The organism is Methylobacterium sp. 22177 (assembly GCF_052045615.1).
GTDB classification, from domain to species: Bacteria; Pseudomonadota; Alphaproteobacteria; order Rhizobiales; family Beijerinckiaceae; genus Methylobacterium; species Methylobacterium radiotolerans.
Map to the genome: position 1 here is coordinate 12,622 of NZ_JBQEPK010000012.1, position 24,145 is coordinate 36,766.

23 protein-coding genes and 1 tRNA gene are annotated in these 24,145 nt (G+C 70.9%); 8 read left to right on the top strand and 16 right to left on the bottom strand.

Features of this window, described 5'->3' with window-relative positions; all coding sequences use genetic code 11:
- Positions 1 to 256: 256 nt before the first annotated feature.
- From rpsO to ACTJK8_RS13325, 3 genes are all read left to right on the top strand, one after another.
- Positions 257 to 526, top strand: coding sequence for a 30S ribosomal protein S15 (gene rpsO / locus ACTJK8_RS13315; protein WP_012317943.1), 270 nt, complete (start codon positions 257 to 259; stop codon positions 524 to 526).
- Positions 527 to 747: 221 nt separating this feature from the next.
- Complete coding sequence (gene pnp / locus ACTJK8_RS13320) at positions 748 to 2,967, top strand: polyribonucleotide nucleotidyltransferase (protein WP_012317942.1); 2,220 nt, start codon at positions 748 to 750, stop codon at positions 2,965 to 2,967.
- 173 nt (positions 2,968 to 3,140) lie between these two features.
- Entirely contained in the window at positions 3,141 to 3,362 is a 222-nt protein-coding gene (locus ACTJK8_RS13325; RefSeq protein ID WP_020093742.1) for a YgaP-like transmembrane domain, read from the top strand.
- A gap of 78 nt (positions 3,363 to 3,440) precedes the next feature.
- Here the strand turns inward: ACTJK8_RS13325 and ACTJK8_RS13330 are convergent, their stop codons facing one another.
- The gene (locus tag ACTJK8_RS13330; RefSeq protein WP_012317940.1) at positions 3,441 to 3,704 is read right to left on the bottom strand and encodes a GlsB/YeaQ/YmgE family stress response membrane protein; all 264 of its coding nucleotides are present in this window, start codon (positions 3,702 to 3,704) and stop codon (positions 3,441 to 3,443) included.
- Between the two features lie 182 nt (positions 3,705 to 3,886).
- Between ACTJK8_RS13330 and ACTJK8_RS13335 the strand changes: the two genes are divergently transcribed.
- A complete protein-coding gene (locus tag ACTJK8_RS13335; protein WP_024830885.1) occupies positions 3,887 to 4,243 on the top strand; it encodes a RidA family protein in 357 nt (118 codons plus the stop codon).
- On the top strand, positions 4,240 to 5,367 hold the full coding sequence (locus ACTJK8_RS13340; protein WP_012317938.1) for a polyamine ABC transporter substrate-binding protein: 1,128 nt from the start codon (positions 4,240 to 4,242) through the stop codon (positions 5,365 to 5,367). Before ACTJK8_RS13335 ends, ACTJK8_RS13340 begins: the two co-directional genes overlap by 4 nt.
- A 22-nt stretch (positions 5,368 to 5,389) precedes the next feature.
- On the opposite strand, the gene ACTJK8_RS13345 is transcribed toward ACTJK8_RS13340, so the two are convergent.
- The 4 genes from ACTJK8_RS13345 to ACTJK8_RS13360 form a co-directional block, all read right to left on the bottom strand.
- Positions 5,390 to 6,061 (bottom strand): ankyrin repeat domain-containing protein, encoded by a 672-nt coding sequence (locus ACTJK8_RS13345; RefSeq protein WP_440762061.1) that lies wholly within the window; start codon positions 6,059 to 6,061, stop codon positions 5,390 to 5,392.
- Positions 6,062 to 6,266: 205 nt separating this feature from the next.
- Positions 6,267 to 6,680: a DUF3597 domain-containing protein gene (locus tag ACTJK8_RS13350; protein ID WP_012317936.1), complete on the bottom strand. Its 414-nt coding sequence runs from the start codon at positions 6,678 to 6,680 to the stop codon at positions 6,267 to 6,269.
- Between the two features lie 121 nt (positions 6,681 to 6,801).
- Complete coding sequence (locus tag ACTJK8_RS13355; RefSeq protein ID WP_024830887.1) at positions 6,802 to 7,125, bottom strand: hypothetical protein; 324 nt, start codon at positions 7,123 to 7,125, stop codon at positions 6,802 to 6,804.
- Positions 7,126 to 7,147: 22 nt separating this feature from the next.
- A complete protein-coding gene (locus ACTJK8_RS13360; protein ID WP_083460928.1) occupies positions 7,148 to 8,998 on the bottom strand; it encodes a DEAD/DEAH box helicase in 1,851 nt (616 codons plus the stop codon).
- Between the two features lie 240 nt (positions 8,999 to 9,238).
- Here ACTJK8_RS13360 and ACTJK8_RS13365 point away from each other — a divergent pair.
- Positions 9,239 to 9,322: transfer RNA gene (locus tag ACTJK8_RS13365), tRNA-Tyr, on the top strand.
- Positions 9,323 to 9,339: 17 nt separating this feature from the next.
- Here the strand turns inward: ACTJK8_RS13365 and ruvC are convergent.
- Positions 9,340 to 9,963 (bottom strand): crossover junction endodeoxyribonuclease RuvC, encoded by a 624-nt coding sequence (gene ruvC / locus ACTJK8_RS13370; RefSeq protein WP_012317933.1) that lies wholly within the window; start codon positions 9,961 to 9,963, stop codon positions 9,340 to 9,342.
- A 128-nt stretch (positions 9,964 to 10,091) separates the two neighbouring features.
- Complete coding sequence (locus ACTJK8_RS13375) at positions 10,092 to 10,412, bottom strand: YnfA family protein (RefSeq protein ID WP_012317932.1); 321 nt, start codon at positions 10,410 to 10,412, stop codon at positions 10,092 to 10,094.
- 104 nt (positions 10,413 to 10,516) lie between these two features.
- On the opposite strand from ACTJK8_RS13375, the gene ACTJK8_RS13380 reads away from it, so the two are divergent.
- Positions 10,517 to 11,497: a tyrosine recombinase XerC gene (locus tag ACTJK8_RS13380; RefSeq protein WP_440762062.1), complete on the top strand. Its 981-nt coding sequence runs from the start codon at positions 10,517 to 10,519 to the stop codon at positions 11,495 to 11,497.
- A gap of 153 nt (positions 11,498 to 11,650) precedes the next feature.
- Complete coding sequence (locus ACTJK8_RS13385; protein ID WP_012317930.1) at positions 11,651 to 12,508, top strand: response regulator; 858 nt, start codon at positions 11,651 to 11,653, stop codon at positions 12,506 to 12,508.
- A gap of 156 nt (positions 12,509 to 12,664) precedes the next feature.
- Here the strand turns inward: ACTJK8_RS13385 and lpdA are convergent, their stop codons facing one another.
- From lpdA to ACTJK8_RS13430, 9 genes are all read right to left on the bottom strand, one after another.
- On the bottom strand, positions 12,665 to 14,068 hold the full coding sequence (lpdA, locus tag ACTJK8_RS13390; RefSeq protein WP_012317929.1) for a dihydrolipoyl dehydrogenase: 1,404 nt from the start codon (positions 14,066 to 14,068) through the stop codon (positions 12,665 to 12,667).
- 67 nt (positions 14,069 to 14,135) lie between these two features.
- Complete coding sequence (locus tag ACTJK8_RS13395) at positions 14,136 to 14,891, bottom strand: SDR family oxidoreductase (protein WP_012317928.1); 756 nt, start codon at positions 14,889 to 14,891, stop codon at positions 14,136 to 14,138.
- Between the two features lie 7 nt (positions 14,892 to 14,898).
- Entirely contained in the window at positions 14,899 to 16,218 is a 1,320-nt protein-coding gene (odhB, locus tag ACTJK8_RS13400; protein ID WP_209649985.1) for a 2-oxoglutarate dehydrogenase complex dihydrolipoyllysine-residue succinyltransferase, read from the bottom strand.
- A gap of 47 nt (positions 16,219 to 16,265) precedes the next feature.
- The gene (locus tag ACTJK8_RS13405; RefSeq protein WP_440762063.1) at positions 16,266 to 16,565 is read right to left on the bottom strand and encodes a YciI family protein; all 300 of its coding nucleotides are present in this window, start codon (positions 16,563 to 16,565) and stop codon (positions 16,266 to 16,268) included.
- A gap of 10 nt (positions 16,566 to 16,575) precedes the next feature.
- Positions 16,576 to 19,563 (bottom strand): 2-oxoglutarate dehydrogenase E1 component, encoded by a 2,988-nt coding sequence (locus ACTJK8_RS13410; RefSeq protein ID WP_012317925.1) that lies wholly within the window; start codon positions 19,561 to 19,563, stop codon positions 16,576 to 16,578.
- Positions 19,564 to 19,735: 172 nt separating this feature from the next.
- Complete coding sequence (sucD, locus tag ACTJK8_RS13415) at positions 19,736 to 20,620, bottom strand: succinate--CoA ligase subunit alpha (RefSeq protein WP_012317924.1); 885 nt, start codon at positions 20,618 to 20,620, stop codon at positions 19,736 to 19,738.
- Between the two features lie 2 nt (positions 20,621 to 20,622).
- Positions 20,623 to 21,819: an ADP-forming succinate--CoA ligase subunit beta gene (sucC, locus tag ACTJK8_RS13420; protein WP_012317923.1), complete on the bottom strand. Its 1,197-nt coding sequence runs from the start codon at positions 21,817 to 21,819 to the stop codon at positions 20,623 to 20,625.
- Between the two features lie 112 nt (positions 21,820 to 21,931).
- The gene (gene mdh, locus ACTJK8_RS13425) at positions 21,932 to 22,894 is read right to left on the bottom strand and encodes a malate dehydrogenase (RefSeq protein WP_012317922.1); all 963 of its coding nucleotides are present in this window, start codon (positions 22,892 to 22,894) and stop codon (positions 21,932 to 21,934) included.
- Between the two features lie 402 nt (positions 22,895 to 23,296).
- Positions 23,297 to 23,872, bottom strand: a complete 576-nt coding sequence (locus ACTJK8_RS13430; RefSeq protein ID WP_012317921.1) for a TetR family transcriptional regulator — start codon at positions 23,870 to 23,872, stop codon at positions 23,297 to 23,299.
- Positions 23,873 to 24,145: the final 273 nt, after the last annotated feature.

The following is a 24,145-nucleotide window of genomic DNA, read 5'->3' on the forward strand; positions in this document are numbered from 1 at the left end:
AACCGTTCTTTCGGGCGACTCGGGGTGAGGCCGGACCGCCGCGACGCGCAGCCGCCGCGGCTCGCCCGGCTCGGGACTGGCATAACCGTCGGTTTCGTGTATGGATCGCGCGGCCTCGACCCGGGTTTCCGGGCGGGGCTTGAGCCGCTTGGCGCTGTGACCGTGCTGGACGACATCCCGGCACCGGCCGAACGCCGAGCCCGCGCGCGCCCGTTGGGGGCGCCGCATCCGACCAGCACAACCCGAGAGGCACGCGATGTCGATCACGGCAGAGCGCAAGACCGCGCTCATCAAGGAACACCGCAAGGACGCCAAGGACACCGGCTCCCCCGAGGTCCAGGTGGCGATCCTCACCGAGCGGATCACCAACCTGACCGGCCACTTCAAGACCCACGGCAAGGACAACCATTCCCGCCGCGGCCTCCTGAAGCTGGTCTCGCAGCGCCGCTCGCTGCTCGACTACGTCAAGCGCAAGGACGAGGCCCGCTACCGCGCCCTCATCGAGCGTCTCGGCATCCGCCGCTAAGGCGCACTCCGCGCGGTTCCGGGCCCGGCCCGGGGCCGCGTTTCACCATCGCGGGCTGCCGGAATGGGTCCGGCCTCCCGGCAAACGGGCCGCTTCGAGGCGCCAGCGTCGGGGCAGGATCGCGAGACACTTCGCCGAGGGTTCTCAGGCGCAGTGTCTCGCCGTCTTGCCCCCGGGCGGCGCCGGGCTTGGGCCCGCCGCAGGCAAGGAAGAGATTGAGAATGTTCGACGTTCAACGCGAAGAGCTGATGTGGGGCGACCGCAAGCTCGTCCTGGAGACCGGCAAGGTCGCCCGCCAGGCCGACGGCGCCGTCATCGCCACCTACGGTGAGACCTCGGTGCTCGCGACCGTGGTCGCGGCCAAGGAGCCGAAGCCCGGCATCGACTTCATGCCGCTCACCGTGAACTACCAGGAGCGCGCCTACGCCGCCGGCCGCATCCCGGGCGGCTACTTCAAGCGCGAGGGCCGTCCCTCCGAGAAGGAGACCCTGGTCTCCCGCCTGATCGACCGCCCGATCCGCCCGCTCTTCATCGAGGGCTGGCGCAACGACACGCAGGTCGTCGTCACCGTCCTGACCCACGATCTCGAGAACGATCCCGACATCGTCGCGATGGTCGCGGCCTCCGCGGCCCTGACCCTGTCGGGCGTGCCGTTCATGGGCCCGATCGGCGGCGCCCGCGTCGGCTACATCAACGGCGGCTACCGGCTGAACCCGCTGGTCACCGAGACCAAGGAAGAGTCCAGCCTCGACCTCGTCGTCGCCGGCACGCAGGACGCGGTGCTGATGGTCGAGTCGGAGGCCAAGGAGCTCTCCGAGGACGTGATGCTCGGCGCCGTGATGTTCGGCCACAAGCACTTCCAGCCGGTGATCGAGGCGATCATCCGCCTCGCCGAGAAGGCCGCCAAGGAGCCGCGCGACTTCAAGGCCCCCGAGAACGCCGACGTCGAGAAGGCCGTCCTGGAGGTCTGCGAGGCCGAGCTGCGCGCCGCCTACACCAAGACCGTCAAGCAGGAGCGCTACGCCGCCGTCGACGCCGTGAAGGCGAAGGTGATGGCCGCCCTCTGCCCCGAGGGCGCCGAGAAGTTCCCGGCCGAGAAGGTCAAGGCCGCCTTCAAGGAGGCCCAGTCGAAGGTGGTCCGCTGGAACATCCTCGACAGCGGCGCCCGCATCGACGGCCGCGACGTGAAGACGGTCCGCTCGATCCTCTCCGAGGTCGGCGTTCTGCCCCGCGCCCACGGCTCGGCCCTGTTCACCCGCGGCGAGACCCAGGCGCTGGTCGTGGCGACGCTGGGCACCGGCGAGGACGAGCAGTTCATCGACGCGCTGGAAGGCACCTACAAGGAGCGCTTCCTGCTTCACTACAACTTCCCTCCCTACAGCGTCGGTGAGACCGGCCGGATGGGCTCGCCGGGCCGTCGCGAGATCGGCCACGGCAAGCTCGCCTGGCGGGCGATCCGTCCGGTCCTGCCGCCGGCCCACGAGTTCCCCTACACGATCCGCGTCGTGTCGGAGATCACCGAGTCCAACGGCTCGTCCTCGATGGCCTCGGTCTGCGGCGGCTCGCTGTCGCTGATGGATGCCGGCGTGCCGCTGCGCCGTCCGGTGGCGGGCATCGCCATGGGCCTCATCCTCGAGGGTGAGCGCTTCGCGGTCCTGTCCGACATCCTCGGCGACGAGGATCACCTCGGCGACATGGACTTCAAGGTGGCCGGCACGGACGAGGGCGTGACCTCGCTCCAGATGGACATCAAGATCGCCGGCATCACCGAGGAGATCATGAAGATCGCCCTCGCCCAAGCGAAGGACGGCCGCGCCCACATCCTGGCCGAGATGGCCAAGGCCCTGACGGCGGCCCGTCCGGAACTCGGCGAGTACGCGCCGCGCATCGAGACGATGCAGATCCCGACGGACAAGATCCGCGACGTGATCGGCACCGGCGGCAAGGTGATCCGCGAGATCGTCGAGAAGACCGGCGCCAAGATCAACATCGAGGATACCGGCGTCGTGAAGATCGCCTCGGCCGACGGCAAGGCGATCAAGGCGGCCTACAACTGGATCCGCTCGATCGTGGCGGAGCCGGAGGTCGGCGTGATCTACGACGGCACGATCGTGAAGTGCATGGAGTTCGGCGCCTTCGTGAACTTCTTCGGCGCGAAGGACGGCCTGGTCCACATCTCGGAGCTCGCCGCCCAGCGGGTCGCCAAGGTTCAGGACGTCGTCAAGGAAGGCGACAAGGTCAAGGTGAAGTTCCTCGGTCAGGACGACCGCGGCAAGATCCGCCTGTCCATGAAGGTCGTCGACCAGCAGACGGGCGAGGACATCACCGACAAGATCAAGGCGCAGCGCGACGCCGAGCGGGCCGAGCGCGGCGACGAGCCGCGCGAGCCCCGCGAGGGCGGCCGCCACCGCGGCGAGCGCCGCCGCGAGGCCGGCGAGTAAGCAGGGGAACACCCGCGCCGGCTGCGGTCGGCGCGGGGTGACTCAGACGGGCGCGGTCCTCCGGGGCCGCGCCCGTTTTCGTTCCGTCGCGGGAAGGGGCCCGCGCCGGCCGCCGGCCGGGAACGGGGCGCCCGATGCCGCGTTCCCCCGCGACTTCCCAACCGGAGACCCTCATGGCCAACGACATGATGCACGACATCTTCAGCGGGCAACCGAACCTGTCGACGACGGAGCGCGCCGTCTCGGTCGCGCTGGGCCTCGGCATCGCCGCCGCGGCCGCGCAGCCCCGGCCGAACAAGCTCCTGAGCCTGCTGGCCCTCGTGGTCGGAGTCGGCCTCGCGGTGCGCGGCGCCACCGGTCACTGCGCCGTGAAGGCCGCGTCGGAGCATCTCTGAGATCCACGGCCGGTCGCGGCCACGAAAAAGGGGCGCCCCTCGGGGCGCCCCTCGTCGTTTCCGGACCGGCCGGAGAGGTCAGTAGGTCGTGGTGCGGCGGCCGGCGATCAGGCCGTAGATGAACAGCACGACCACGGCGCCCACGATGGCGCCGATGAAGCCCGCGCCCTGGTTCGGCCCGTACCAGCCGATGGCTTGGCCCAGGAAGGTCGCCACGAAGGCGCCGACGATGCCGAGGATCGTGGTCAGGATGAAGCCGGCGGGCTCGTTCGGGCCCGGCATGAGGAACTTGGCGATGACGCCGGCGAGAAACCCGATGATGATGGTCCAGAGAATACCCATGACTGACCCCAAGGCGTGATTGTCGATGGCGGCAGAACGCTTCGAGACCCGCGACGGTTGCCCGCACCCTGGCCGCCGATGACGATTTTCCTCGGGTTCAAGCCTCGCGTGCGCGCGCGGCCCTTTACGGCCAGGCCGGTGCGGCGGCAGATACGCCGGTTCTCGAGGATGTGGAGACGGGTATGGACATTCAGCGTATCGAGCCGGGCAAGCGGATGTCGCAGGCCGTCACCTTCGGCGACATGGTCTACCTCGCCGGGCAGGTCGCGTCCGACACGGTCGGCACCGGGGTCACGATCCAGACCCAGCAGATCCTGTCGGAGATCGACCGGCTCCTGGCCGCGGCCGGCAGCGACAAGGCGCGGATCCTCTCGGCCACCGTCTATCTCGCCGATATCGCGACCTTCGCGGAGATGAACGCCGCCTGGGACGCGTGGGTCTCCCCGGAGAACCCGCCGGCCCGCGCCACGGTCGAGGCCAAGCTCGCCGCGCCCGAGTACCTGGTCGAGATCGTGGTCGTGGCCGCGAGGAGCCGGTGAACGGCGCGCGCCGGACCGTCCTGGCGGCCGCTGCGGCCGTTCTCGCGGGAGGGCTCCTGGCGGCCCTGCCCCTCGTGCGGCCGGCACCGGCCGCCGAGGAGCGGGTCGTCAACATCTACAACTGGTCGGACTATATCGACCCCACGGTGCTCGAGGCCTTCACCCGCGAGACCGGGATCAAGGTCGTCTACGACACCTACGACAACAACGAGATCCTGGAGACCAAGCTGCTCGCCGGCCGGTCGGGCTACGACATCGTCGTGCCGTCAGGGCCCTACCTGCAGCGCCTGATCCGGGCCGGCGCCTTCCTGCCCCTCGACAAGTCCAGGCTGAAGAACCTCGGCAATCTCTGGCCCGAGGTGACCAGCCGGCTGGCGGCCTACGATCCCGGCAACACCTACGCCGTCGACTACATGTGGGGCACGACCGGCATCGGCTACAACGTCGCCGCCGTCCGCGAGCGCCTGGGCGCCAACGCGACGGTGAACTCGTGGTCCGTCGTCCTCAACCCCGCCTCGGCGAACAAGCTGAAGGAGTGCGGGATCATGATGCTCGACAGCCCCGAGGACCTGATCCCCAGCATGCTCCCGGCCTTCGGCGCGAAGGCGGATTCCAAGCGCTGGGACGACATGACCCTGGTGACCGACGCCCTCTACAAGGTGCGCGGCGCCGTGCGGAAGTTCCACTCGTCGGAGTACATCCAGGCGCTGGCGAACGGCGATATCTGCCTGGCCGTCGGCTACTCGGGCGACATCATGCAGGCGAAGCGCCGCGCCGAGGAGGCCAAGAACGGGATCGACATCGCCTACGTCGTGCCGAAGGAGGGCGCGCTGATGTGGTTCGACACCTTCGCGATCCCGAAGGATGCCGCCCACCCGGCCGAGGCGCTGGCCTTCATCGACTACATGATGCGGCCCGAGGTGGCGGCGGCCAACACCAACTTCGTCTCCTACGCCAGCGGCAACCTCGCGGCGAAGAAGTTCGTGAAGCCCGAGATCCTGAGCAATCCCGGCATCTACCCGGACGAGGCGACGATGCAGCGCCTGTCCATCAACACCGCCTGGGACGACCGCACCCAGCGCTTCGTCACCCGCCTCTGGACTCGGGTCCGCACCGGGCGCTGACGCGGAGCCCGGCCGGGTCTCGTCAGCGCCCCGCCTCCGCGGGGACGCCGTGCCGGACGAGCCACGCGCGGACCGCCGCGCGGGTCTCGCGCGCTTCGTCGTTGAGCAGGCGATCCGGCGTCGCGAAGAAGTACGGCTGGAAGGTCTTTCGCTGCGCGTTGCGCAGGGTCGGGTCGATCCCGGCCTCGAGCAGCCGCAGCACCCAGGGATTGGCCGCGCCGACCTGGGCGGCCACGTGCAGCAGCGAGTTGCCGGTAGCGTCGACCCGGCTCAAATCCGCGCCGGCTCGCAGCAGCAGCACGATCTGCGCCTCGCGGCGGTTCTGGACGGCGCGGAACAGCGGCGTCCACCGAGCGCGCGGGCTCACCGGGTCGACCGGCGCGCCGTGCCGCAGCAGGATCTCCAGGTAGGTCGGCTCCTCGACCATCGCCGCCATGTGCAGCGCGGATTCCTGATCGAGCCCCGGCACGGACGGGTCCGCGCCCGCGTCGAGCAGGGCCGACACCGCGCGCGGCCGCGCGTTCCAAATCGCCCATTCGAGCAGCGTGAGGTTCCGGTCGCCGCGGAAGGAGAGATCCAGGCCGGGCGCCAGCGCGGCGATGCGTGCCACGTCACCGCGGGCGACCGCCGCGGCGATCGCGGCGAGAGGGGACGCCTCGAAGGCGCCGCTGCGGTCCCCGGTCGGGCTGTCCATGACCGTTCGCTCCTCGGCGCCGCCTGATTCGGCGCTGCGTGACGCGGGCCATGTGACCGAGAAAGACCGGGGCGCTGCAAGGGCTCGTCTGCAGGTGTCGCCGTCGGCGTGAACCGCCGGCGCCCGACGGGCCCGAGAAGCGACATCGCCGCGGCGACGGTCGAGACCGTCCGCGGCGATGCCCGTCGATCGCGGGGTCGGCGCTCTAGTGCTTCAGATCGTCCGGAACCTTGCCGCCGTTCTCGGCGAGCTTCTGCATGACCTGCTTGTGCAGCCAGATGTTCATGCTCGCCGAATCGTCCTTGTCGCCGGTGTAGTGGAGCTCGTCGGCGAGCTGCTTGCGCGAGGCGAGGCCGGAATCGAGGCCCAGCAGCTTCATCAGGTCGACGATCGAGTGGCGCCAGTCGAGCTTCTGCGGGTTCTTCTCGGCGAGGCTGGTGAGCACCGCCTCGACGTCCACCGGCTCGCTGCCGCCGGCCGTGCCGGGGGCCGACGGGGTCGAGGGCGTGCTCGTGCCGGCCGGGCCGCCGGAGCCGGCGTTGGGCGCGGGGGCGGCGTCCGCGGTGCCACCACCGAACGGATGGAGGATCTTGCTGACGATGCTGCCGAGGAGGCTCATGGATCCGCTCCGATAATCGAGGCCCGATCTCCGCGCCGGGCGGCCATTCAACTGGCTGTGAGCCTTGGCGTTCCGCGGTCCGGCGGGCCCGGGACGGTCGACGCGGCGCCGCCCGGAGCGGTCAGGACGGTGCCCAGAGGGCGGCGATGAGCGCGGTCCGCTCCTCCGCGAGCGTGCCGTTCGGGACCGGGCGGTCGGCGCGGGCGTACCAGTAGCGCGCATTGCCGTCGTCGCCCTCGATCCGGTGGAGATGGGCATGGACCCAGGCCGCGTCGGGTCCCCCGGCGTCCTGGACGAGGCGGTGCGCCCGCTCCCAGGCGGCGGAGGCCGGTCCGGAGCCGTCCCGGGCGAGCCACCAGAGCGCGGCGAGCGGGGCGGCCCAGCCCCTGGGCGGCTCGGACGCGGTGAGTGTCGCGGCGAAGGCGGCGGGCAGGCTCTCGGTCACGGCGGTCTCCTTCCCGAGCGATTCAGCGGCCGGCGGCGCGCTCCGGCTGCCAGCGCCCGCGGCGCTGGCGGGCGGACCACGCGTAGCGGGCGTCGCCGTCGAGGCGGTCGAGATGGTCGGAGAGGCGGTTGCGCTCGAGCCAGGACAGGGCCGCCTCCAGCTCCGGGAGGGTCATGGTCGCGCGGCCCTTGCCGAGCACGCGCTTGAGAACGGCGTTGTAGCGGTGGGCGAGATTGCCGCCGCGGGGGACGCGCAGAGAGGTCTCGTCCTCCACCGCCTGGGCGGCCACCGCGGCGGCGAGCCGCTGGCGCAGGGTCCGCTCGGTGACGGAGGGCGGTTCGGGCGCGGGCGCCGCGGGGACCGGTTCGGGGAGGCGCGGGCGCAGCAGGGCGTAGCGCATCCCGATCGCGTTGCTCTCCAGGGGCGTGATCCCGCCCGGCTCGTCGTCGCGCCAGCGGGTCCGCTCGGGCACGACGGCGCTCGCCGGCCGCTCGCGGGGCGGCCGGACGCTGCTGCCCTGCTCGGTCTCGAGCTCGAGGCGGAACCGCGCGAAGAGCGGGTCGTCCGGGTGGAAGATCAGCGCCTGCTGCCCGTCGTAGGGCCCGGCATGGGGATCGACCCGGGTGGCCCGGGCGAGCATCTGCTCGAGCCAGGGCCGGGAGCGGATATGGGTCAGGGCCGCGACCACCGCGACCTCCGGGGCGTCGAGGCCCTCGTAGGCCATCGCCACCGTCACCAGCACGGCCGGTTCCGGCGTGAGCCGGAACGCGGCCAGCGCCGCGTGGGCGTCGCCCTGGCCGGAGGTCGCGAGGCGGACATCGCGCTCGCCCTGCCCGGCCGGCATCCAGTCCCGCAGGGTCCCGAGATAGGCCCGCGCGCTCGCCTGATCGGGCGCCACCACGAGGAGCTTGCCGAGCCCCCGGGCCGGCTCGCCGGGCGGGAGCTCGCGCTCGGCCCGGCGCCGGGCGCGCAGGCGCTTCGTGGCGAAGAACGCCTCGCTCAGGAGGTCGCGGGCGAACCCGGTCCGCAGGGCGGTGAACAGCGCCGGCCGGGTGGTGATCCGGACCGAGCCCGCGCCGAGCCGGTGCGGTCCGACGCGCGGGCTGTCGCCCGCGATCCGGCCGCCCTCCAGCCAGCTCGCCTCGCCGTCGATGGCGCCGAACGTCACCGGCAGCACCGCCCGCTCGGCCAGCGCCTGCGCCCGCGAGTAGCCGATCACCGCGAGGCCGGGAGCGTCGAGGTCGAGCTCCGGACCGCGGCCGGGCCCGGCGGGTCGGTAGGGCAGCCCGAGGATCCGCCGCCCGTCCGCCCGCTCCAGCGTTCCGGACAGGTACAGGCGCACGGTCGCCGCCTCCATGACGGGCAGCATCGCGCGGGACCACGCCCCGGCCTCGGCATCCTCCGCGGAGGGGTCGTCGGCGCCCGGGCGGCCGGGGACCGGCAGGTGATGGACCTCGTCGACCACCAGCAGGGTGCGGTGCGCCCGCGCCTCCGCGAGGTGGAGCGCCGGGGCGGCGGCGACCGCCTGATAGGTGGTGACGTAGCCGGCCAGACCCCGCGCCGGGTCGCGCTCGTTGTCGGCCGCCCGCACGCTGAGGGCGTGCCCGAAGGCCGCGCGCCAGAGCGGATCGGCGAAGGCCTCCTCGGCCTGCAACCGCAGCGAATCCCGCGGCACCACCCAGACCACGCGCTCGACGAGCCCCGCGGCGATCAGCCGGTGCGCGGCGATGACCGGCAGCAGCGACTTGCCGCCGCCGGGGGTGACCGCGGCCAGGATCTTCCGGACATGGGCCGCCTCCCCGCTCGCCATGGCCGCGACCAGGGCCATCAGCGTGCGCTGGTGCGACCGCAGAGACGGGGCGGGACGGGTCAAGGGCCGGCGAAGCAGGGCGACATCGGCGCACCGTGGCCGATCCGGATTCCTTTGTGAATCCCCGCAGTCGCGGAACGTTCGCGTTTTCGTCCCGGCGGCGGAGCCGCGGGCGCGGCGCTTTCGGGCGAAACCGCCCCGCTCTCCACGATTGCCGCACCCGCCGGGCCGGATCGGTGCACCATAAGCGTTGACACCCGGCCCACCCCTCACCATAAGGGCGCCGCGGGCGATGCCCGCCTTGGGGGAATGTCCCGAGCGGCAAAGGGGGCGGACTGTAAATCCGCTGCGTAAGCTTCGTAGGTTCGAGTCCTACTTCCCCCACCAAGTCCTTCCCGATCCCGTCAGCCTTGTTTCGCCAGCGCGGCTTCGATGCGCGCGGCGGCGGCGGCGGAGAATCCCTTCCCTGCGAGCCCCTGTCCCGCGGCCGCCTGACCGGTGAGCGAGCGGCGCTTGCCCCCCGGCAGATGCGCCTGCCGCAGCGCGTGGGCGTCCCGGTGACTGGCATGGGTGATCGCGATGGCCAGCGCGTCGGCGGCGTCCGCGACGCGGAACTCCGCCTTCGGCAGAAGGAAGCGGACCATCGCCTGGATCTGCACCTTCTCGGCGTGACCGGAGCCCGCCACGGTCTTCTTGATCAGGTTGGGGGCGTACTCGAACACCGGCAGGCCGGCGAGGGCCGGCACGAGCAGCGCCATCGCCCGCGCGTGGCCCAGCTTGAGCGTCGCCTGGGCGTCCTTGTTGACGAAGGTCTCCTCCACGGCGACCTCGTCGGGCCGCACGGCCTCGACGATGCGGCCGATCCCCTCGAACAGCTCCCGCAGGCGCAGGGCCAGCGGAAGCTCCCCGTCCGAGGTCACGACCCCGCAATCGCCGTAGGTGAGCTTCGTACCCTGCGCGGTGATCAGGCCCCAGCCGGTGCGGCGGAGTCCGGGATCGATGCCGAGAATGCGGACGGGGCTGGTCATGGGGCTCCACGGCTCGGTGAACGGCCCGAGGCTGCCGTACGTATCGTGAACGCTTGGTTTCACCAAGGTTCCGGCCGCGGAGGTTGCCACCTGTGGCCGTCCCGGCACGGTGCGCTGCCGCGCCGCTGTCACCCCCGGCGGCCGAGGAGGATCAGCGCCGTTCCGGCGAGGCAGACCGCGCTGCCCGCGAGGTCCCAGCGGTCGGGCCGCTGGCCCTCCGCGAGCCACAGCCACAGGACCGAGGCCGCCACGTAGACGCCGCCGTAGGCCGCGAAGGTGCGCCCCGCCGCCGGGCTGTCCACGAGGGTCAGCAGGGCCGCGAAGGCCGCCAGCGAGGCGAGACCCGGAAGCGTCCACCAGGCCGACCGTCCGAGCCGCATCCAGGCCCAGAACGCGAAGCAGCCGGCGATCTCGGCGAGGGCGGCGGCCGCGTAGGCGAGGAGGCTCATCGGGTCAGCTTGGCACGGCGCGCCGCGCGGCACGAGCCCGGCCCTGGGGGCGGACGGCGACCGGCATTAAGCTCCCGGCAACGCGGATCCGGTCGAGTGTCGCCATGAGCACGCACGCGAGCACGCACGAGACCCAGGGCGACCGGCTGCTGTTTCCGGGTGACGCCCGCCTTCGCGACGCCGTCCTGGCCTGGATCGAGGCGCTGGCGCGGGAGCGGCGGATGTCGTCCAACACCGTCGAGGCCTACGGGCGCGACCTTCGCCAGTTCCTCCACCACCTCGCGTCCCGTCAGGGGACACCGACGATCCCGATGCTGATCGGGCTCAAGGTGCGGGACATCCGCGGCTTCATGGCCGCGCGCCGGGCCGACGAGGTCTCGGGGCGCTCGCTGATGCGCATGCTGGCAGGCCTGCGCTCCTTCGCCCGCTTCCTCGAGCGCGAGGGCTTCGGCACCGTCTCGGCCCTGGGCGGCGTGCGCTCGCCCAAGGTTCCGCGGCGGCTTCCACGCCCCCTGCCCGTCTCCGCCGCGGTGGCGCTGACCGATACCGCGATCCGCGCCGGCGAGGAGCGGGAGCCCTGGGTCCTGGCCCGGGACGCCGCCGTGCTGGCGCTGCTCTACGGCGCGGGGCTGCGCATCTCCGAGGCGCTGGGCCTGAGTCGCCGCGACGCCCCCCTGCCGGGCGTCGATCAGGTCACCGTGCTCGGCAAGGGCGGCAAGCAGCGCATGGTGCCGATCCTGCCCGTCGTGGCGCAGGCCGTGGCCGACTACGTCGCCGCCTGTCCCATGCCGCTGCCGCCGGAGGGGCCGCTGTTCCTCGGTGCCCGGGGCGGCCCGCTCTCGCCGCGCATCATCCAGTACACGGTCGCGCGCGCCCGCGGCGCCCTGGGCTTGCCCGAGAGCGCCACGCCGCACGCCCTGCGGCATTCCTTCGCAACCCATCTGCTGGCGCGCCAGGGCGAGCTGCGCGCGATCCAGGAACTCCTGGGCCACGCTTCCCTGTCCACGACGCAGCTCTACACGCAGGTCGACGCCGCCCGTCTCATGAGCGCCTACGCGGCGGCCCACCCGAGGGCCGGCCATTGACCAAGATTGCTAAAAACTTGGACTTCGAGAGAGCTCATCGGCGGCTATAGGCGCGTCATCCGTTTCGCCTAGTGCATAGCCGCGCTCTTTAAGAGCTTCGTCACGATCCTCGGCCATTATGGGCAACGAACGGGATCGGCTTGGGCGGGCGTCATGGATCTTCAGGATGGGAGGGCGCCGGCACGTGTCGTGATCGCGGACTGCGATCCGGGGCGCCGCGTCTCCCTGAGGGAGATCGTCCTGCGGTTCGATCCCGGCGCCGTGATCGACGAGGCGACCTCGGGTCAGGCCCTCTGCGACATCCTCCTCCGCCACCGTCCGACCCTGGCCTTCGTCGGGCTGCAGCTCGACGACCTCAGCGGTCCCGAGGCGGTCGCCGTCGCGCGTCGCGCGGGTGCGGAGCCCCCCTGCCTGGTGCTGGTGGCGACCCGCGTGCTGCCGCACTGGCAGGAGATCGCCACGAGCCTCGGGGCCTACGAGGTGCTGAAGACGCCCCTCGACCCGAGCCATATCGAGCAGCTGCTCCACGCGGATGCCCGCCGTCGCGCGCCGACACGGGCCCTGCTCGCCTGCTCGACCCCGGCCGGGCGTTCGGCGATCAGCCGCGTCGTGGCGCGCAGCGGCTTCGCGATCGAACTCGACGAGACGGATGACGGCCGCCACGCTCTCAAGCAGCTGAAGCTCGCCGCCTACGACTTCGCCTTCATCGACGTGAAGCTCGGCGGCATCGACGGGCTCGAACTGGCCTGCCAGATCCAGCCCCTGGGCCTCCCGACCCGGATCACCCTGCTGACCACGTCCGAGCTGGAGCCCGTCGCCCAGGCCGGCCGCTACTTCGGCGTCGACGCCGTGCTGCGGATGCCGTTCTACGCCCGCGACATCGATCTCGCCCTGCACAACGCGCTGGGCCTGCGCCGGCCGTACCTCCTGAACGCTCTGACGGCCCCGCCCGCGCCGAGCGCGCTGCTGCGGATCGCCGACCTGCCCAATCCCCGGCGCAAGATCGCCTGATCCCGCGCCGGGGCTTCCCCCGACGGGCCGCGCAGGGGCGAGGCCCGCGGCCCTTCGAGCTGACGGCTCAGCCTGCCGAGCCATCGAACGCGTGCCGCCGTGGGCCTTCGCCCGTCAGACGTGGTCCGTCAGACGTGGTCCGTCAGACGTGGCCCGTCAGACGTGGATCGCGCGCTTGTTCACCGCCAGCGCGGCTTCCTTGACGGCTTCGGTCAGCGTCGGGTGCGCGTGGCAGGTGCGGGCGATATCCTCCGACGAGGCGCCGAACTCCATCGCTACCGCCACCTCGGCGATCAGGTTGCCGGCATCCGCGCCGACGATGTGCACGCCGAGCACCCGGTCGGTCTGGGCGTCGGCGAGCACCTTCACGAACCCGTCCGTGGTGCCGTTCGCCTTGGCCCGGCCATTGGCCGTGAACGGGAACTTGCCGGCGTTGTAGGCGATGCCGTCCTTCTTCAGCTCCTCCTCGGTCTTGCCCACCGAGGCGACCTCCGGGAACGTGTAGACCACGTTCGGGATCACGCCGTAGTTCACGTGGCCGGACTGGCCGGCCAGCATCTCGGCGATCGCCACGCCCTCGTCCTCGGCCTTGTGGGCGAGCATCGGGCCGGCGATGACGTCGCCGATGGCGTAGATCCCGGTCACGTTGGTGGCGTAGTGGGAATCGGTGAGGACCCGGCCCTTGTCGTCCCGCTGGACGCCGACCGTGTCGAGGCCGAGGCCCTCCGTGTAGGGCGTCCGGCCGATGCAGACGAGGACCACGTCCGCCTGAAGCGTCTCGGCGGCGCCCCCCGCGGCCGGCTCGACCGTGACCGTCGCGCCGCCCTTCTTGCCGACCTCGACGCCGGTCACCTTGGTGGACAGCTTGAAGGCGATGCCCTGCTTGGTCAGGATCCGCTGGAACTGCTTGCCGACCTCGCCGTCCATGCCGGGCAGGACCCGGTCGAGGTACTCGACCACGGTCACCTCGGAGCCGAGCCGGCGCCAGACGGAGCCCAGCTCCAGCCCGATCACGCCGGCGCCGATGACGAGGAGCTTCTTGGGCACTCGGTCGAGCTCGAGGGCGCCGGTGGAGGAGACCACGACCTTCTCGTCGATGGTGACGCCGGGCAGGCGCGCCACGTCCGAGCCGGTGGCGATGACGATGCTCTTGGTCTCGAGCATCCGGTTGCCGCCGTCCTCGGCGATGACCTCGACGCGGCCGGCGCCCGCGATCCGGCCGGTGCCGTGGAAGGTGTCGACCTTGTTCTTCTTGAGCAGGAACTCGACGCCCTTGGTGTTGCCGGCGACGCCCTCGGCCTTGAACGCCATCATCTTCTTCAGGTCGAGCTTCGGCGTGCCGACGTCGATGCCGAGATCGGCGAAGTGCGTGTTGGCCTCCTCGAAGGCCTCGGACGCGTGCAGCAGGGCCTTGGACGGGATGCAGCCGACGTTGAGGCAGGTGCCGCCGTGCGTCGCGCGCTTCTCGACCACCGCGGTCCGCAGGCCGAGCTGCGCCGCGCGGATCGCGCAGACGTAGCCGCCGGGACCGGTACCGATGACGACGAGATCGTAGGACATGAGGCTTCGCTTCCGCTCGGTCGTGCCGCGTGTGGGACGGGCAGGGAATGTCAGGTCGGGCTGAGGCTCAGCGGCCGCCGCCGATGTCGAGGATGGCGCCCGTGGTGTAGGAGGCCTCCTCCGAGAGCAGCCACACGATCGGTGCGGCCACCTCCTCCGCGGTGCCGGCCCGCTTCATCGGGACGCCCGGGCCGAGGCGCTCCACCCGGTCGGGCTCGCCGCCGCTGGCGTGGATCTCGGTGGCGATGATGCCGGGCGCCACCGCGTTGACCCGGATGCCCTCGGCGGCGACCTCGCGGGCGAGCCCGACCGTCAGCGAGTCGATGGCGCCCTTGGAGGCGGCGTAGTCCACGAACTGACCGGGGCCGCCGAGGCGCGCCGCCACCGAGGACAGGTTCACGATCGCGCCCCCCGCCCCGCCGCGCTTGGTCGACATGCGCCGCACCGCCTCCCGCGCGCAGAGGAAGCTGCCGACCACGTTGGTGGTCATCATGCGCTGCAGGCGGGTGACGCTCATGTCGGCGACGTCCGACTTCACGTCGACCACCCCGGCATTGTTGACGAGCGCCGCGAGGCGGCCGAGGCCGTCGGCCGCCTTGAACAGGGCGATGACGTCGGCCTCGTCGCCGACGTCGCCCTTCACGGCGAGCGCGTGTCCGCCCTGGGCCGCGATCGCGTCCACCACGTCCTGCGCCGCGGCCGCGTCCGACACGTAGCTCAGGCACACGGTGTAGCCGCGCTCCGCCAGGAGCAGCGCCACCGCGCGGCCGATGCCGCGGCTGCCGCCGGTGACGATCGCGACCCTGTTCTCAGCGCCCGACATGGCTGCCTCAGAGGTCCAGCACGAGGCGCGCCGGATCCTCCAGCGCCTCCTTGACCCGCACCAAGAAGGTCACGGCCTCCTTACCGTCGACGATGCGATGGTCGTACGACAGGGCGAGGTACATCATCGGCCGCGCCTCGATCTTGCCGGCGCGGACCACCGGGCGCTCCTCGATGCGGTGCATGCCGAGGATGCCCGATTGCGGCGCGTTGAGGATCGGCGTCGACATCAGCGAGCCGTAGATGCCGCCGTTGGTGATCGTGAAGGTGCCGCCCTGCATCTCCTCGATGGAGAGCTTGCCGTCGCGGGCCTTCTTGCCGAAGCCGGCGATCTTCTTCTCGATGCCGGCGATCGACAGGTCGTCGGCGTCGCGCACGACCGGGACGACGAGGCCCTTATCGGTGCCGACCGCGATGCCGATGTGGTAGTAGTTCTTGTAGACGAGGTCCTGCCCGTCGATCTCGGCGTTGACCGCCGGCACGTCCTTGAGGGCGCCGATCACCGCCTTGGTGAAGAAGCCCATGAAGCCGAGCTTCGTGCCGTGCTTCTTCTCGAAGATGTCCTTGTACTGGCTGCGCATCGCCATCACGGCCGACATGTCGACGTCGTTGAACGTCGTCAGCATCGCCGCCGTGTCCTGCGCGTCCTTGAGGCGGCGCGCGATGGTCTGGCGCAGCTTCGTCATGCGCACGCGCTCCTCGCGCGCGGCGTCGTCCGGCGCCGAGGGGGCCCGCGGCAGGGTCGGGCGCGCTTCCTTGGCAGGGGCGGCGGTCGGTGCCGGGCCCTTGGCGATGGCGCCGAGCATGTCGCCCTTGGTAACGCGGCCGTCCTTGCCGGAGCCGTTCACGCTCGACGGATCGACACCGGATTCGCGGGCGAGCTTCGCCACCGCCGGGCCGTTGTCGCCGACCGGGCGCTGCTGGGCCGCGGGGGCGGCGTCGCCGTGGTTGCCGTAGCCGGCAGAGGATTCCTGGGCCGGCGCCTCGGCTTTGGCGGGCGCTGCGGCCTTCGGGGCCTCGCTCCGGCTCTCGGCCTTGGTCTCGGCGGCCTCCTTCGGGGCGGCCTTCTTGCCGGCGCCTGCACCGGCACCGGCCTCGACGATCGAGCCGAGCAGGGCGCCGGGCTCCACGGTCTCGCCGTCCTTGACCAGGATCTCGCCGAGCTGGCCAGCCGCCGGGGCGTTCACCTCCAGCGTGACCTTGTCGGTCTCGAGCTCGACGATCGGCTCGTCGGCCGCGACCGTGTCGCCGGGCTTCTTGAACCAGCGGCCGATGGTGGCCTCGCTCACGGATTCGCCGAGGGTCGGGACGAGGATGTCGGTTGCCATGCTCTTCTGCCCCGCGGGGGGCCTCCTCTGGATGTCGGGCCGCGACGTCAGCGCCGCAGGATCAGGGATGGAACGGGCGAGACGGTGTACCGGAAGCCTGCCTGCGCCATCAGGACGGGATCTGCTTCGCCGAGCGCCTCGGCCCCGGCCGCGTCGTCGGCCTCGACCAGGGCCAGGCCCCAGGTGCCGCCGGACTCGAAGACGGGCCCGACCGCGATGGCGGCTCCACGGGCCGTCTGCTCCATCCAGTAGCCGGAATGCGCCGAGAACAGCGCCTTCTCGGCCTCCGTCGCGTCGAACGGGAAGCTCGGGCGGGGCGGTTCCAGACGGAGCAGGAAGTAGGCCATGGCCGGACGATCAGACCGCCAGGGCCTCGTTGAGGAAGGCCTGGAGCTGCGCCTGGTGCTTCGACATCTGGCCGACCGCCGTGGAGGCGGAGGCCGGACGGCCGACGTAGCGGGCGCGCTTCACCGCGGAGCCGGCCTGGCCGAGCACCCACTCGAGGTAGGGCTCGACGAAGGACCAGGCGCCCATGTTCTTGGGCTCCTCCTGGCACCAGATCACGTCGGCGTTGCGGAAGCGGCCCATCTCGTTGGCCAGCGCCTTCAGCGGGAACGGGTAGAGCTGCTCGACGCGCATCAGGTAGATGTCGTTGAGGCCGCGCTTCTCCCGCTCCTCCAGGAGGTCGTAGTAGACCTTGCCGGAGCAGAGCACGACGCGGCGGATCTTGTCGTCGCGCACGAGCTTGTTCTGCGCCCCCTCCTCCTCGGCGTCGTCCCACAGGACGCGGTGGAAGGTCGAGCCCTCGGCGAGCGCGTCGAGGTTCGAGACGGCGCGCTTGTGGCGCAGCAGCGACTTCGGCGTCATCAGCACCAGCGGCTTGCGGAAGTCGCGCTTCAGCTGCCGGCGCAGGATGTGGAAGTAGTTCGCCGGCGTCGTGACGTTGGCGACCTGCATGTTGTCCTCGGCGCAGGCCTGGAGGTAGCGCTCCAGCCGGGCGGACGAGTGCTCGGGCCCCTGCCCCTCGTAGCCGTGCGGCAGCAGCAGGACGAGGCCGGACATGCGCAGCCACTTGCGCTCGCCGGACGCGATGAACTGGTCGATCACCACCTGGGCGCCGTTGGCGAAGTCGCCGAACTGGGCTTCCCAGAGGACCAGGGCGTTCGGCTCGGCGAGCGAGTAGCCGTACTCGAAGCCGAGCACCGCCTCCTCGGAGAGCATCGAGTTGATGATCTCGATCGAGGCCTGCCCCTCGCGGATCGAGTTGAGCGGCGTGTAGCGCTGCTCGTTCTCCTGATCGATCACCACCGCGTGGCGCTGCGAGAAGGTGCCGCGCTCGACGTCCTGGCCGGACAGCCGGACCCGGTTGCCGTCGAGGAGCGTTGCCCCGAAGGCCAGGGCCTCGGCGGTCGCCCAGTCGACGCCGATCCCGGTCTCCACCGCCTTGGCGCGGTTGTCCATGAAGCGCTGGATCGTGCGGTGCAGGTGGAAGCCCGGCGGCACCTGGGTGATCCTGCGGGCGATCTCCTGCAGGGTCTCGGCCGGAACGGCGGTGCGGCCGCGGCGCGGATCGTCCACGTCCTCGTGCACGGCCTTCACGCCGGACCAGCGGCCGTCGAGCCAGTCGGCCTTGTTGGCCTTGTAGTTGTTGGCGACGTCGAGCTCGCTGTCGAGCATCCCGCGGAACTCGGCCTTGCGGGCGTCGAGCGCCTCCTGGGTCACGGAGCCGTTCTCGACCAGCTTGCGGCCGTAATTCTCCAGCACCGACGGGTGCTTGCGGATCCGCTGGTACATCTTCGGCTGGGTGAAGGCCGGCTCGTCGCCCTCGTTGTGGCCGAAGCGGCGGTAGCACAGCATGTCGATCACGACCGGCTTGCCGAACTTCTGGCGGTACTCGACCGCGACCTTCGCCGCGAAGGTGACGGCCTCGGGGTCGTCGCCGTTGCAGTGGAAGATCGGCGCCTCGACCATCTTGGCGACGTCGGACGGGTAGGGCGAGGAGCGGGAGAAGCGCGGATCGGTCGTGAAGCCGATCTGGTTGTTGATGATGAAGTGGACCGATCCGCCGGTGCGGTGGCCCTTCAGGCCCGACAGGCCGAAGCACTCCGCGACCACGCCCTGGCCCGCGAAGGCCGCGTCGCCGTGGATCAGGAGCGGCAGCACCGTGCGGCGCTCGATGTTGGGCTTGGCCCACTGGTCCTGCTTGGCGCGGACCTTGCCGAGCACGACCGGGTCGACGATCTCGAGGTGCGACGGGTTGGCGGTCAGCGACAGGTGGACGTTGTTGCCGTCGAAGGCGCGGTCCGAGGACGCGCCCAGGTGGTACTTCACGTCGCCCGAGCCCTCGACCTCGGCCGGGGAGGCCGAGCCGCCCTTGAACTCGTGGAACACCGCCCGGAACGGCTTGGCCATCACGTTGGTGAGCACGTTGAGCCGGCCGCGATGGGCCATGCCCAGCACGATCTCGCGGACGCCCAGCGCGCCGCCGCGCTTGATGATCTGCTCCAGCGCCGGGATCATCGACTCGCCGCCGTCGAGGCCGAAGCGCTTGGTCCCGGTGTACTTGAGGTCCAGGAACTTCTCGAAGCCCTCGGCCTCGATCAGCTTGTTGAGGATGGCGCGACGGCCCTCGGGGGTGAAGGAGATCTCCTTGTCCTTGCCCTCGATGCGCTCCTGGATCCACGCCTTCTCGGCGGGGTCGGAGATGTGCATGAACTCGACGCCAAGCGTCTGGCAGTAGGTCCGCTCCAGGATGTCGACGATCTCGCGGATCGTCCCGAACTGGAGGCCGAGCACGTTGTCGAGGAAGATCGGGCGGTCCCAGTCGCTCTCCTGGAAGCCGTAATGCTGCGGGTGCAGCTCCTCGTGGTCGCCGCGCGGCGCGAGACCCAGCGGGTCGAGCTTGGCGTGCAGGTGGCCGCGCATGCGGTAGGAGCGGATCAGCATGATCGCCCGCACCGAGTCCTTCGTCGCCTGCTCCACCGAGACGCCGGTGGTCGCCGTGACGCTGTCCTGCGGCTTGCCGGGCTTGGCGTCCTTGCCCTCGCGGGCGACGATCTTGTCGCCGATCGCCTTCTCCAGGGCGCCCCAGTTGCCGTCCAGCGCCGAGACCAGCTCGCCGTTGAGCGGCACCGGCCAGTTCGGCCGCTCCCAGGAGGCGCCGGCGGCGTTCTTCTCGACCAGGGTCTCGTCCTCGCCGAGCCCCTTGAAGAAGGCCTGCCACTCCGGATCCACCGAGGACGGGTTGCGGGCGTAGGCCGCCTGCAATTCCTCGATGTAGGCGGCGTTGGCGCCGTAGAGGAACGAGGTTTCGAGGAGCGCTTCGTTCACGTCCTGGCGTGCCATGGTGCGTCCATCCTGATCGCGCGGGCAGGCTCCCCTGCCCTCCGGGCTCCCCGTCCGCGCGGCGGATCGCCCTCAAACCGAAACGGGGCGGGTGACCGCCCCGCTGAAATCGTCTGCACGCCCGATATGGGCGTCGCGGCCCTGCGATGGCCGCAACGCAGGCGCGCTTGCCTCAGCCCTTCAGGACCTCGACGAGCGTCGAGCCCAGCCGGGCCGGCGACGGCGACACGCGGATGCCCGCGGCCTCCATGGCGGCGATCTTGTCCTCGGCGCCGCCCTTGCCGCCCGAGATGATCGCGCCGGCATGGCCCATGCGGCGGCCCGGAGGCGCCGTGCGGCCGGCGATGAAGCCGACCATCGGCTTCTTCCGCCCGCGCTTGGCCTCGTCCTTCAGGAACTGCGCGGCCTCCTCCTCGGCCGAGCCGCCGATCTCGCCGATCATCACGATCGACTCGGTCTTCGGGTCGGCGAGGAACAGCTCCAGCACGTCGATGAACTCGGTGCCCTTCACCGGGTCGCCGCCGATGCCCACCGCCGTCGTCTGGCCGAGGCCGGCATTGGAGGTCTGGAACACCGCCTCGTAGGTCAGCGTGCCCGAGCGGGACACGATGCCGACGGAGCCCGGCCGGAAGATGTTGGCCGGCATGATGCCGATCTTCGACTCGCCGGCCGTGACGATGCCGGGGCAGTTCGGCCCGACGAGGCGCGACTTCGAGCCGGTGAGCGCCCGCTTCACCCGCACCATGTCGAGCACCGGGATGCCCTCCGTGATGCAGACGATCAGCGGCACCTCGGCGGCGATCGCCTCGCAGATCGCGTCGGCGGCGCCGGGCGGCGGCACGTAGACCACCGAGGCCTCGGCGCCCGTGGCCTCGCGGGCCTCCGCGACCGTGTCGAACACCGGCAGGCCGAGATGGCTGGAGCCGCCCTTACCGGGGCTCGTGCCGCCGACCATCTTGGTGCCGTACGCGATGGCCTGCTCGGAGTGGAAGGTCCCGTTCTTGCCGGTGAAGCCCTGGCAGATGACCTTGGTGTTGGCGTCGATCATCACCGACATGGTCAGGCTCCCTTCACGGCGGCGACGATCTTCTGGGCGGCGTCGTCGAGGTCGTCCGCCGGGATCACGTTGAGGCCCGAGTTGCGGATGATGGCCTTGCCCTGCTCGACGTTGGTGCCCTCGAGGCGCACCACCAGCGGCACCTGCAGGCCCACCGCCTTCACGGCCGCGATCACGCCGTTGGCGATCACGTCGCACTTCATGATCCCGCCGAAGATGTTGACGAGGATCCCCTTCACGTTCGGGTCGGCGGTGATGATCTTGAACGCCGCCGTGACCTTCTCCTCCGAGGCGCCGCCGCCGACATCGAGGAAGTTCGCCGGCTCCTCGCCGTAGAGCTTGATGATGTCGAGCGTCGCCATGGCGAGGCCGGCGCCGTTGACCATGCAGCCGATCGTGCCGTCGAGCGCGATGTAGGCGAGGTCGTACTTCGACGCCTCGATCTCCTTGGCGTCCTCCTCGGTCTCGTCGCGCAGGGCGACGATGTCGGCGTGCCGGTAGAGGGCGTTCGAGTCGAAGGCCATCTTGGCGTCGAGGCACTTGAGGTGCCCGTCGGCGGTCAGCACCAGCGGGTTGATCTCGAGGAGGCTCATGTCCTTGGCCACGAAGGCCGCATAGAGCTTCTCGGTGAGCGCGGCGGCCTCCTTGGCCTGGGCGCCCGACAGGCCGAGCGCCTTGGCGACGGCGCGGCCGTGGTGGGGCATCACGCCGGTGGCCGGATCGACCGCGATCGTGTGGATCTTCTCGGGCGTGTCGTGGGCGACCGCCTCGATGTCCATGCCACCCTCGGTGGAGACCACGAAGGCGACGCCGCCCGTGGCGCGGTCGACCAGCATCGAGAGGTAGAATTCCTCGGCGATCTGGGCGCCTTCCTCGATGTAGAGGCGGTTGACCTGCTTGCCGGCCGGGCCGGTCTGGATGGTCACCAGCGTCTGGCCGAGCATCTCGCCGGCGAACTGCTTGACCTCGTCGATCGACTTGGTGACGCGCACGCCGCCCTTGGCGCCCTCGGGCGCGCCCTTGAAGGTGCCCTTGCCGCGGCCGCCCGCGTGGATCTGGCTCTTCACGACCCAGACGGGACCGCCGAGCTCCTTGGCGGCGGCCTCGGCCTCCGACGGGTTGAAGATGGCCACGCCGCGGGAGACGGGCAGGCCGAACTCCTTCAGCACGGCCTTGGCCTGATATTCGTGGATATTCATCGGAGCCTCGTAGGGAGGAGCGAATAGGTGGCAGCGGGCGGCGCGTAGAGGTATCGAGCGATCGAGAGTCGAATCTCCGAACGCTACGCGCTGCCCGGTATCCGCTTACCGGTCAGGCGAGGTTGCTGTCGACGCCCTTGCAGGCCTCGATGAGGCCCGTCACCGAGGCGACGGACTTGTCGAACATGGCCTTCTCGGCGTCGTCGAAGGTCACCTCGAGCACGCGCTCGACGCCGTTCGCGCCGATCACGATCGGCACGCCGATGAACATGCCCTTCACGCCGTACTGGCCGTCGAGGTAGGCGGCGCAGGGCAGGACCCGCTTCTTGTCGCGCAGGTAGCTCTCGGCCATGGCGATGGCGGAGGCGGCGGGCGCGTAGAAGGCCGAGCCGGTCTTGAGCAGGTTGACGATCTCGCCGCCGCCCTTGCGGGTGCGCTCGACCATGGCGTCGAGCTTCTCCTGGGTGGTCCAGCCGAGCTTGACGAGGTCGGTCAGCGGCACGCCCGCCACCGTGGAGTAGCGGGTCAGCGGGACCATGTCGTCGCCGTGGCCGCCGAGCACGAAGGCCGTCACGTCCTCCACCGAGACCTTGAACTCCTCGGCGAGGAAGTGGCGGAAGCGCGCCGAATCCAGCACGCCGGCCATGCCGACGATCTTGTTGGTCGGGACGCCGGAGAACTTCTGCAGCGCCCAGACCATGGCGTCGAGCGGGTTGGTGATGCAGATCACGAAGGCGTTCGGCGCGTGGGTCTTGATGCCCTCGCCGACGGCCTGCATCACCTTGAGGTTGATGCCGATCAGGTCGTCGCGGCTCATGCCGGGCTTGCGCGGCACGCCGGCGGTGACGATCACCACGTCGGCGTCCTTGATGGCGGCGTAGTCGCTGGCACCCGCGTACCGCGCGTCGAAGCCCTCGACCGGGGCGGCCTCGGCGATGTCGAGGGCCTTGCCCTGCGGCACGCCGTCGACGATGTCGAACAGCACCACGTCCCCGAGATCCTTGAGGCCGGCCAGAAGGGCCAGGGTGCCGCCGATCTGGCCGGCACCGATGAGCGCGATCTTGTTGCGAGCCATGTCGGATGTGTCTCCGCTGCGTTCGACTTCGGTGATGCGTTGCGCGAGGCCGGGGCTGCTCGTCCGTCAGGGTCCGAGGCCGGATTCGCCACTCTGAAATCTGCGCGGCTGTGTGGCCGAAAAGCACCGTGGCTTCAACCCGATGCGGGCCGCGCGGGCGACCCGTCCGGGACGCCGGAGCGCCACCGGGGAGCCCGACGGTCCTTCGGAAACGTCAACGTCGCGAAGGTTTTAGGTGCAGTGCACCCTGCCGCGCGGCCCCTCCCAAGGCGCGATGACAGATCTGAAAACCTGTCAGTTCGGTCCGCGCCGGGCGTGCCGAAGCGCGTCGGGCCGCGCGAACGACGAAGGCCCGGACGGGGTGTCCGGGCCTTCGGAATATCCAGTTCTGGGAGCGGCGGATCAGAGGATGCCGGAGCGCAGAACCCGCTGGATCGCGTGGATGACGGCGCCGAACCGGGCCTCGATCAGGTCGCGCGGCACCTCGGCATCGTGCTGGATCGCCAGGGGATGGGTGAAGCGGTAGCTCGCGTCGAAGATGTAGGCGATCGCCCGCTCCCGGTCCCGGGCCGAGAAGATCCCGGAGGTGATCCCCTCCTCGACCACGCGCTCGACGAGGCTGCGCAGGCGCACGCGGTGCCGCCGGGCGATCGGGCGGGCCGACACGGTGGCGTCGAGATGGACCGCGAACAGGTTCGGCTCGTCGAACAGGGCGTCCCGCTGGACCGTCGCCAGGGCGGTCAGGAGCCGCTCGATCTTGTCGTCGGCGGGGTCGGGCGCGTCGGCGATGCCGGCGAGCCGGGCCTCGACCTCGCGGAGCCAGCGGCCCGCCACCGCGTCGAGGAGCGCGTCCTTCGACGGGAAGTAGCGGTAGACGTTCGCGTGCGTCATGCCGGCCTCGGCGGCGACGGCCACGACCGTCACGCGCTTGGGACCGAGCCGCGAGAGATGCTCGGTGGCGATCCCGAGCAGCCGCACATCGGCCGCGACCGGCGCCCGCGGGCGGGCAGGACTGACCGCCTCACCCGTCTCGCGGAGTGTGCCGGATTCGGCGTCGGCGACGGTAATCTTGGCCTTGGCGCTGAGCGCCTCCTCCTTGGACCCGTCGGACTCTGGCTTGAGGAAAGGAAGCGGAAGGCGGGAAGTGGACAGGTGGTAGGGCGAGACGGACCCCCATCATACCGGCTGAAGCGTCCCGGCGCTTCGCGTTGACGTTACGGCTTCCCCCCGGGAGCCCGGTTACCTGAGCGG

Excerpts from the sequence above, each read along its gene's own strand:
- rpsO (WP_012317943.1), top strand. The coding sequence starts at position 257 with ATGTCGATCACGGCAGAGCGCAAGACCGCGCTCATCAAGGAACACCGC.
- pnp (WP_012317942.1), top strand. The coding sequence starts at position 748 with ATGTTCGACGTTCAACGCGAAGAGCTGATGTGGGGCGACCGCAAGCTC.
- ACTJK8_RS13325 (WP_020093742.1), top strand. The coding sequence starts at position 3,141 with ATGGCCAACGACATGATGCACGACATCTTCAGCGGGCAACCGAACCTG.
- ACTJK8_RS13330 (WP_012317940.1), bottom strand. The coding sequence starts at position 3,704 with ATGGGTATTCTCTGGACCATCATCATCGGGTTTCTCGCCGGCGTCATC.
- ACTJK8_RS13335 (WP_024830885.1), top strand. The coding sequence starts at position 3,887 with ATGGACATTCAGCGTATCGAGCCGGGCAAGCGGATGTCGCAGGCCGTC.
- ACTJK8_RS13345 (WP_440762061.1), bottom strand. The coding sequence starts at position 6,061 with ATGGACAGCCCGACCGGGGACCGCAGCGGCGCCTTCGAGGCGTCCCCT.
- ACTJK8_RS13350 (WP_012317936.1), bottom strand. The coding sequence starts at position 6,680 with ATGAGCCTCCTCGGCAGCATCGTCAGCAAGATCCTCCATCCGTTCGGT.
- ruvC (WP_012317933.1), bottom strand. The coding sequence starts at position 9,963 with ATGACCAGCCCCGTCCGCATTCTCGGCATCGATCCCGGACTCCGCCGC.
- ACTJK8_RS13375 (WP_012317932.1), bottom strand. The coding sequence starts at position 10,412 with ATGAGCCTCCTCGCCTACGCGGCCGCCGCCCTCGCCGAGATCGCCGGC.
- ACTJK8_RS13380 (WP_440762062.1), top strand. The coding sequence starts at position 10,517 with ATGAGCACGCACGCGAGCACGCACGAGACCCAGGGCGACCGGCTGCTG.
- ACTJK8_RS13385 (WP_012317930.1), top strand. The coding sequence starts at position 11,651 with ATGGATCTTCAGGATGGGAGGGCGCCGGCACGTGTCGTGATCGCGGAC.
- lpdA (WP_012317929.1), bottom strand. The coding sequence starts at position 14,068 with ATGTCCTACGATCTCGTCGTCATCGGTACCGGTCCCGGCGGCTACGTC.
- ACTJK8_RS13395 (WP_012317928.1), bottom strand. The coding sequence starts at position 14,891 with ATGTCGGGCGCTGAGAACAGGGTCGCGATCGTCACCGGCGGCAGCCGC.
- odhB (WP_209649985.1), bottom strand. The coding sequence starts at position 16,218 with ATGGCAACCGACATCCTCGTCCCGACCCTCGGCGAATCCGTGAGCGAG.
- ACTJK8_RS13405 (WP_440762063.1), bottom strand. The coding sequence starts at position 16,565 with ATGGCCTACTTCCTGCTCCGTCTGGAACCGCCCCGCCCGAGCTTCCCG.
- ACTJK8_RS13410 (WP_012317925.1), bottom strand. The coding sequence starts at position 19,563 with ATGGCACGCCAGGACGTGAACGAAGCGCTCCTCGAAACCTCGTTCCTC.
- sucD (WP_012317924.1), bottom strand. The coding sequence starts at position 20,620 with ATGTCGGTGATGATCGACGCCAACACCAAGGTCATCTGCCAGGGCTTC.
- sucC (WP_012317923.1), bottom strand. The coding sequence starts at position 21,819 with ATGAATATCCACGAATATCAGGCCAAGGCCGTGCTGAAGGAGTTCGGC.
- mdh (WP_012317922.1), bottom strand. The coding sequence starts at position 22,894 with ATGGCTCGCAACAAGATCGCGCTCATCGGTGCCGGCCAGATCGGCGGC.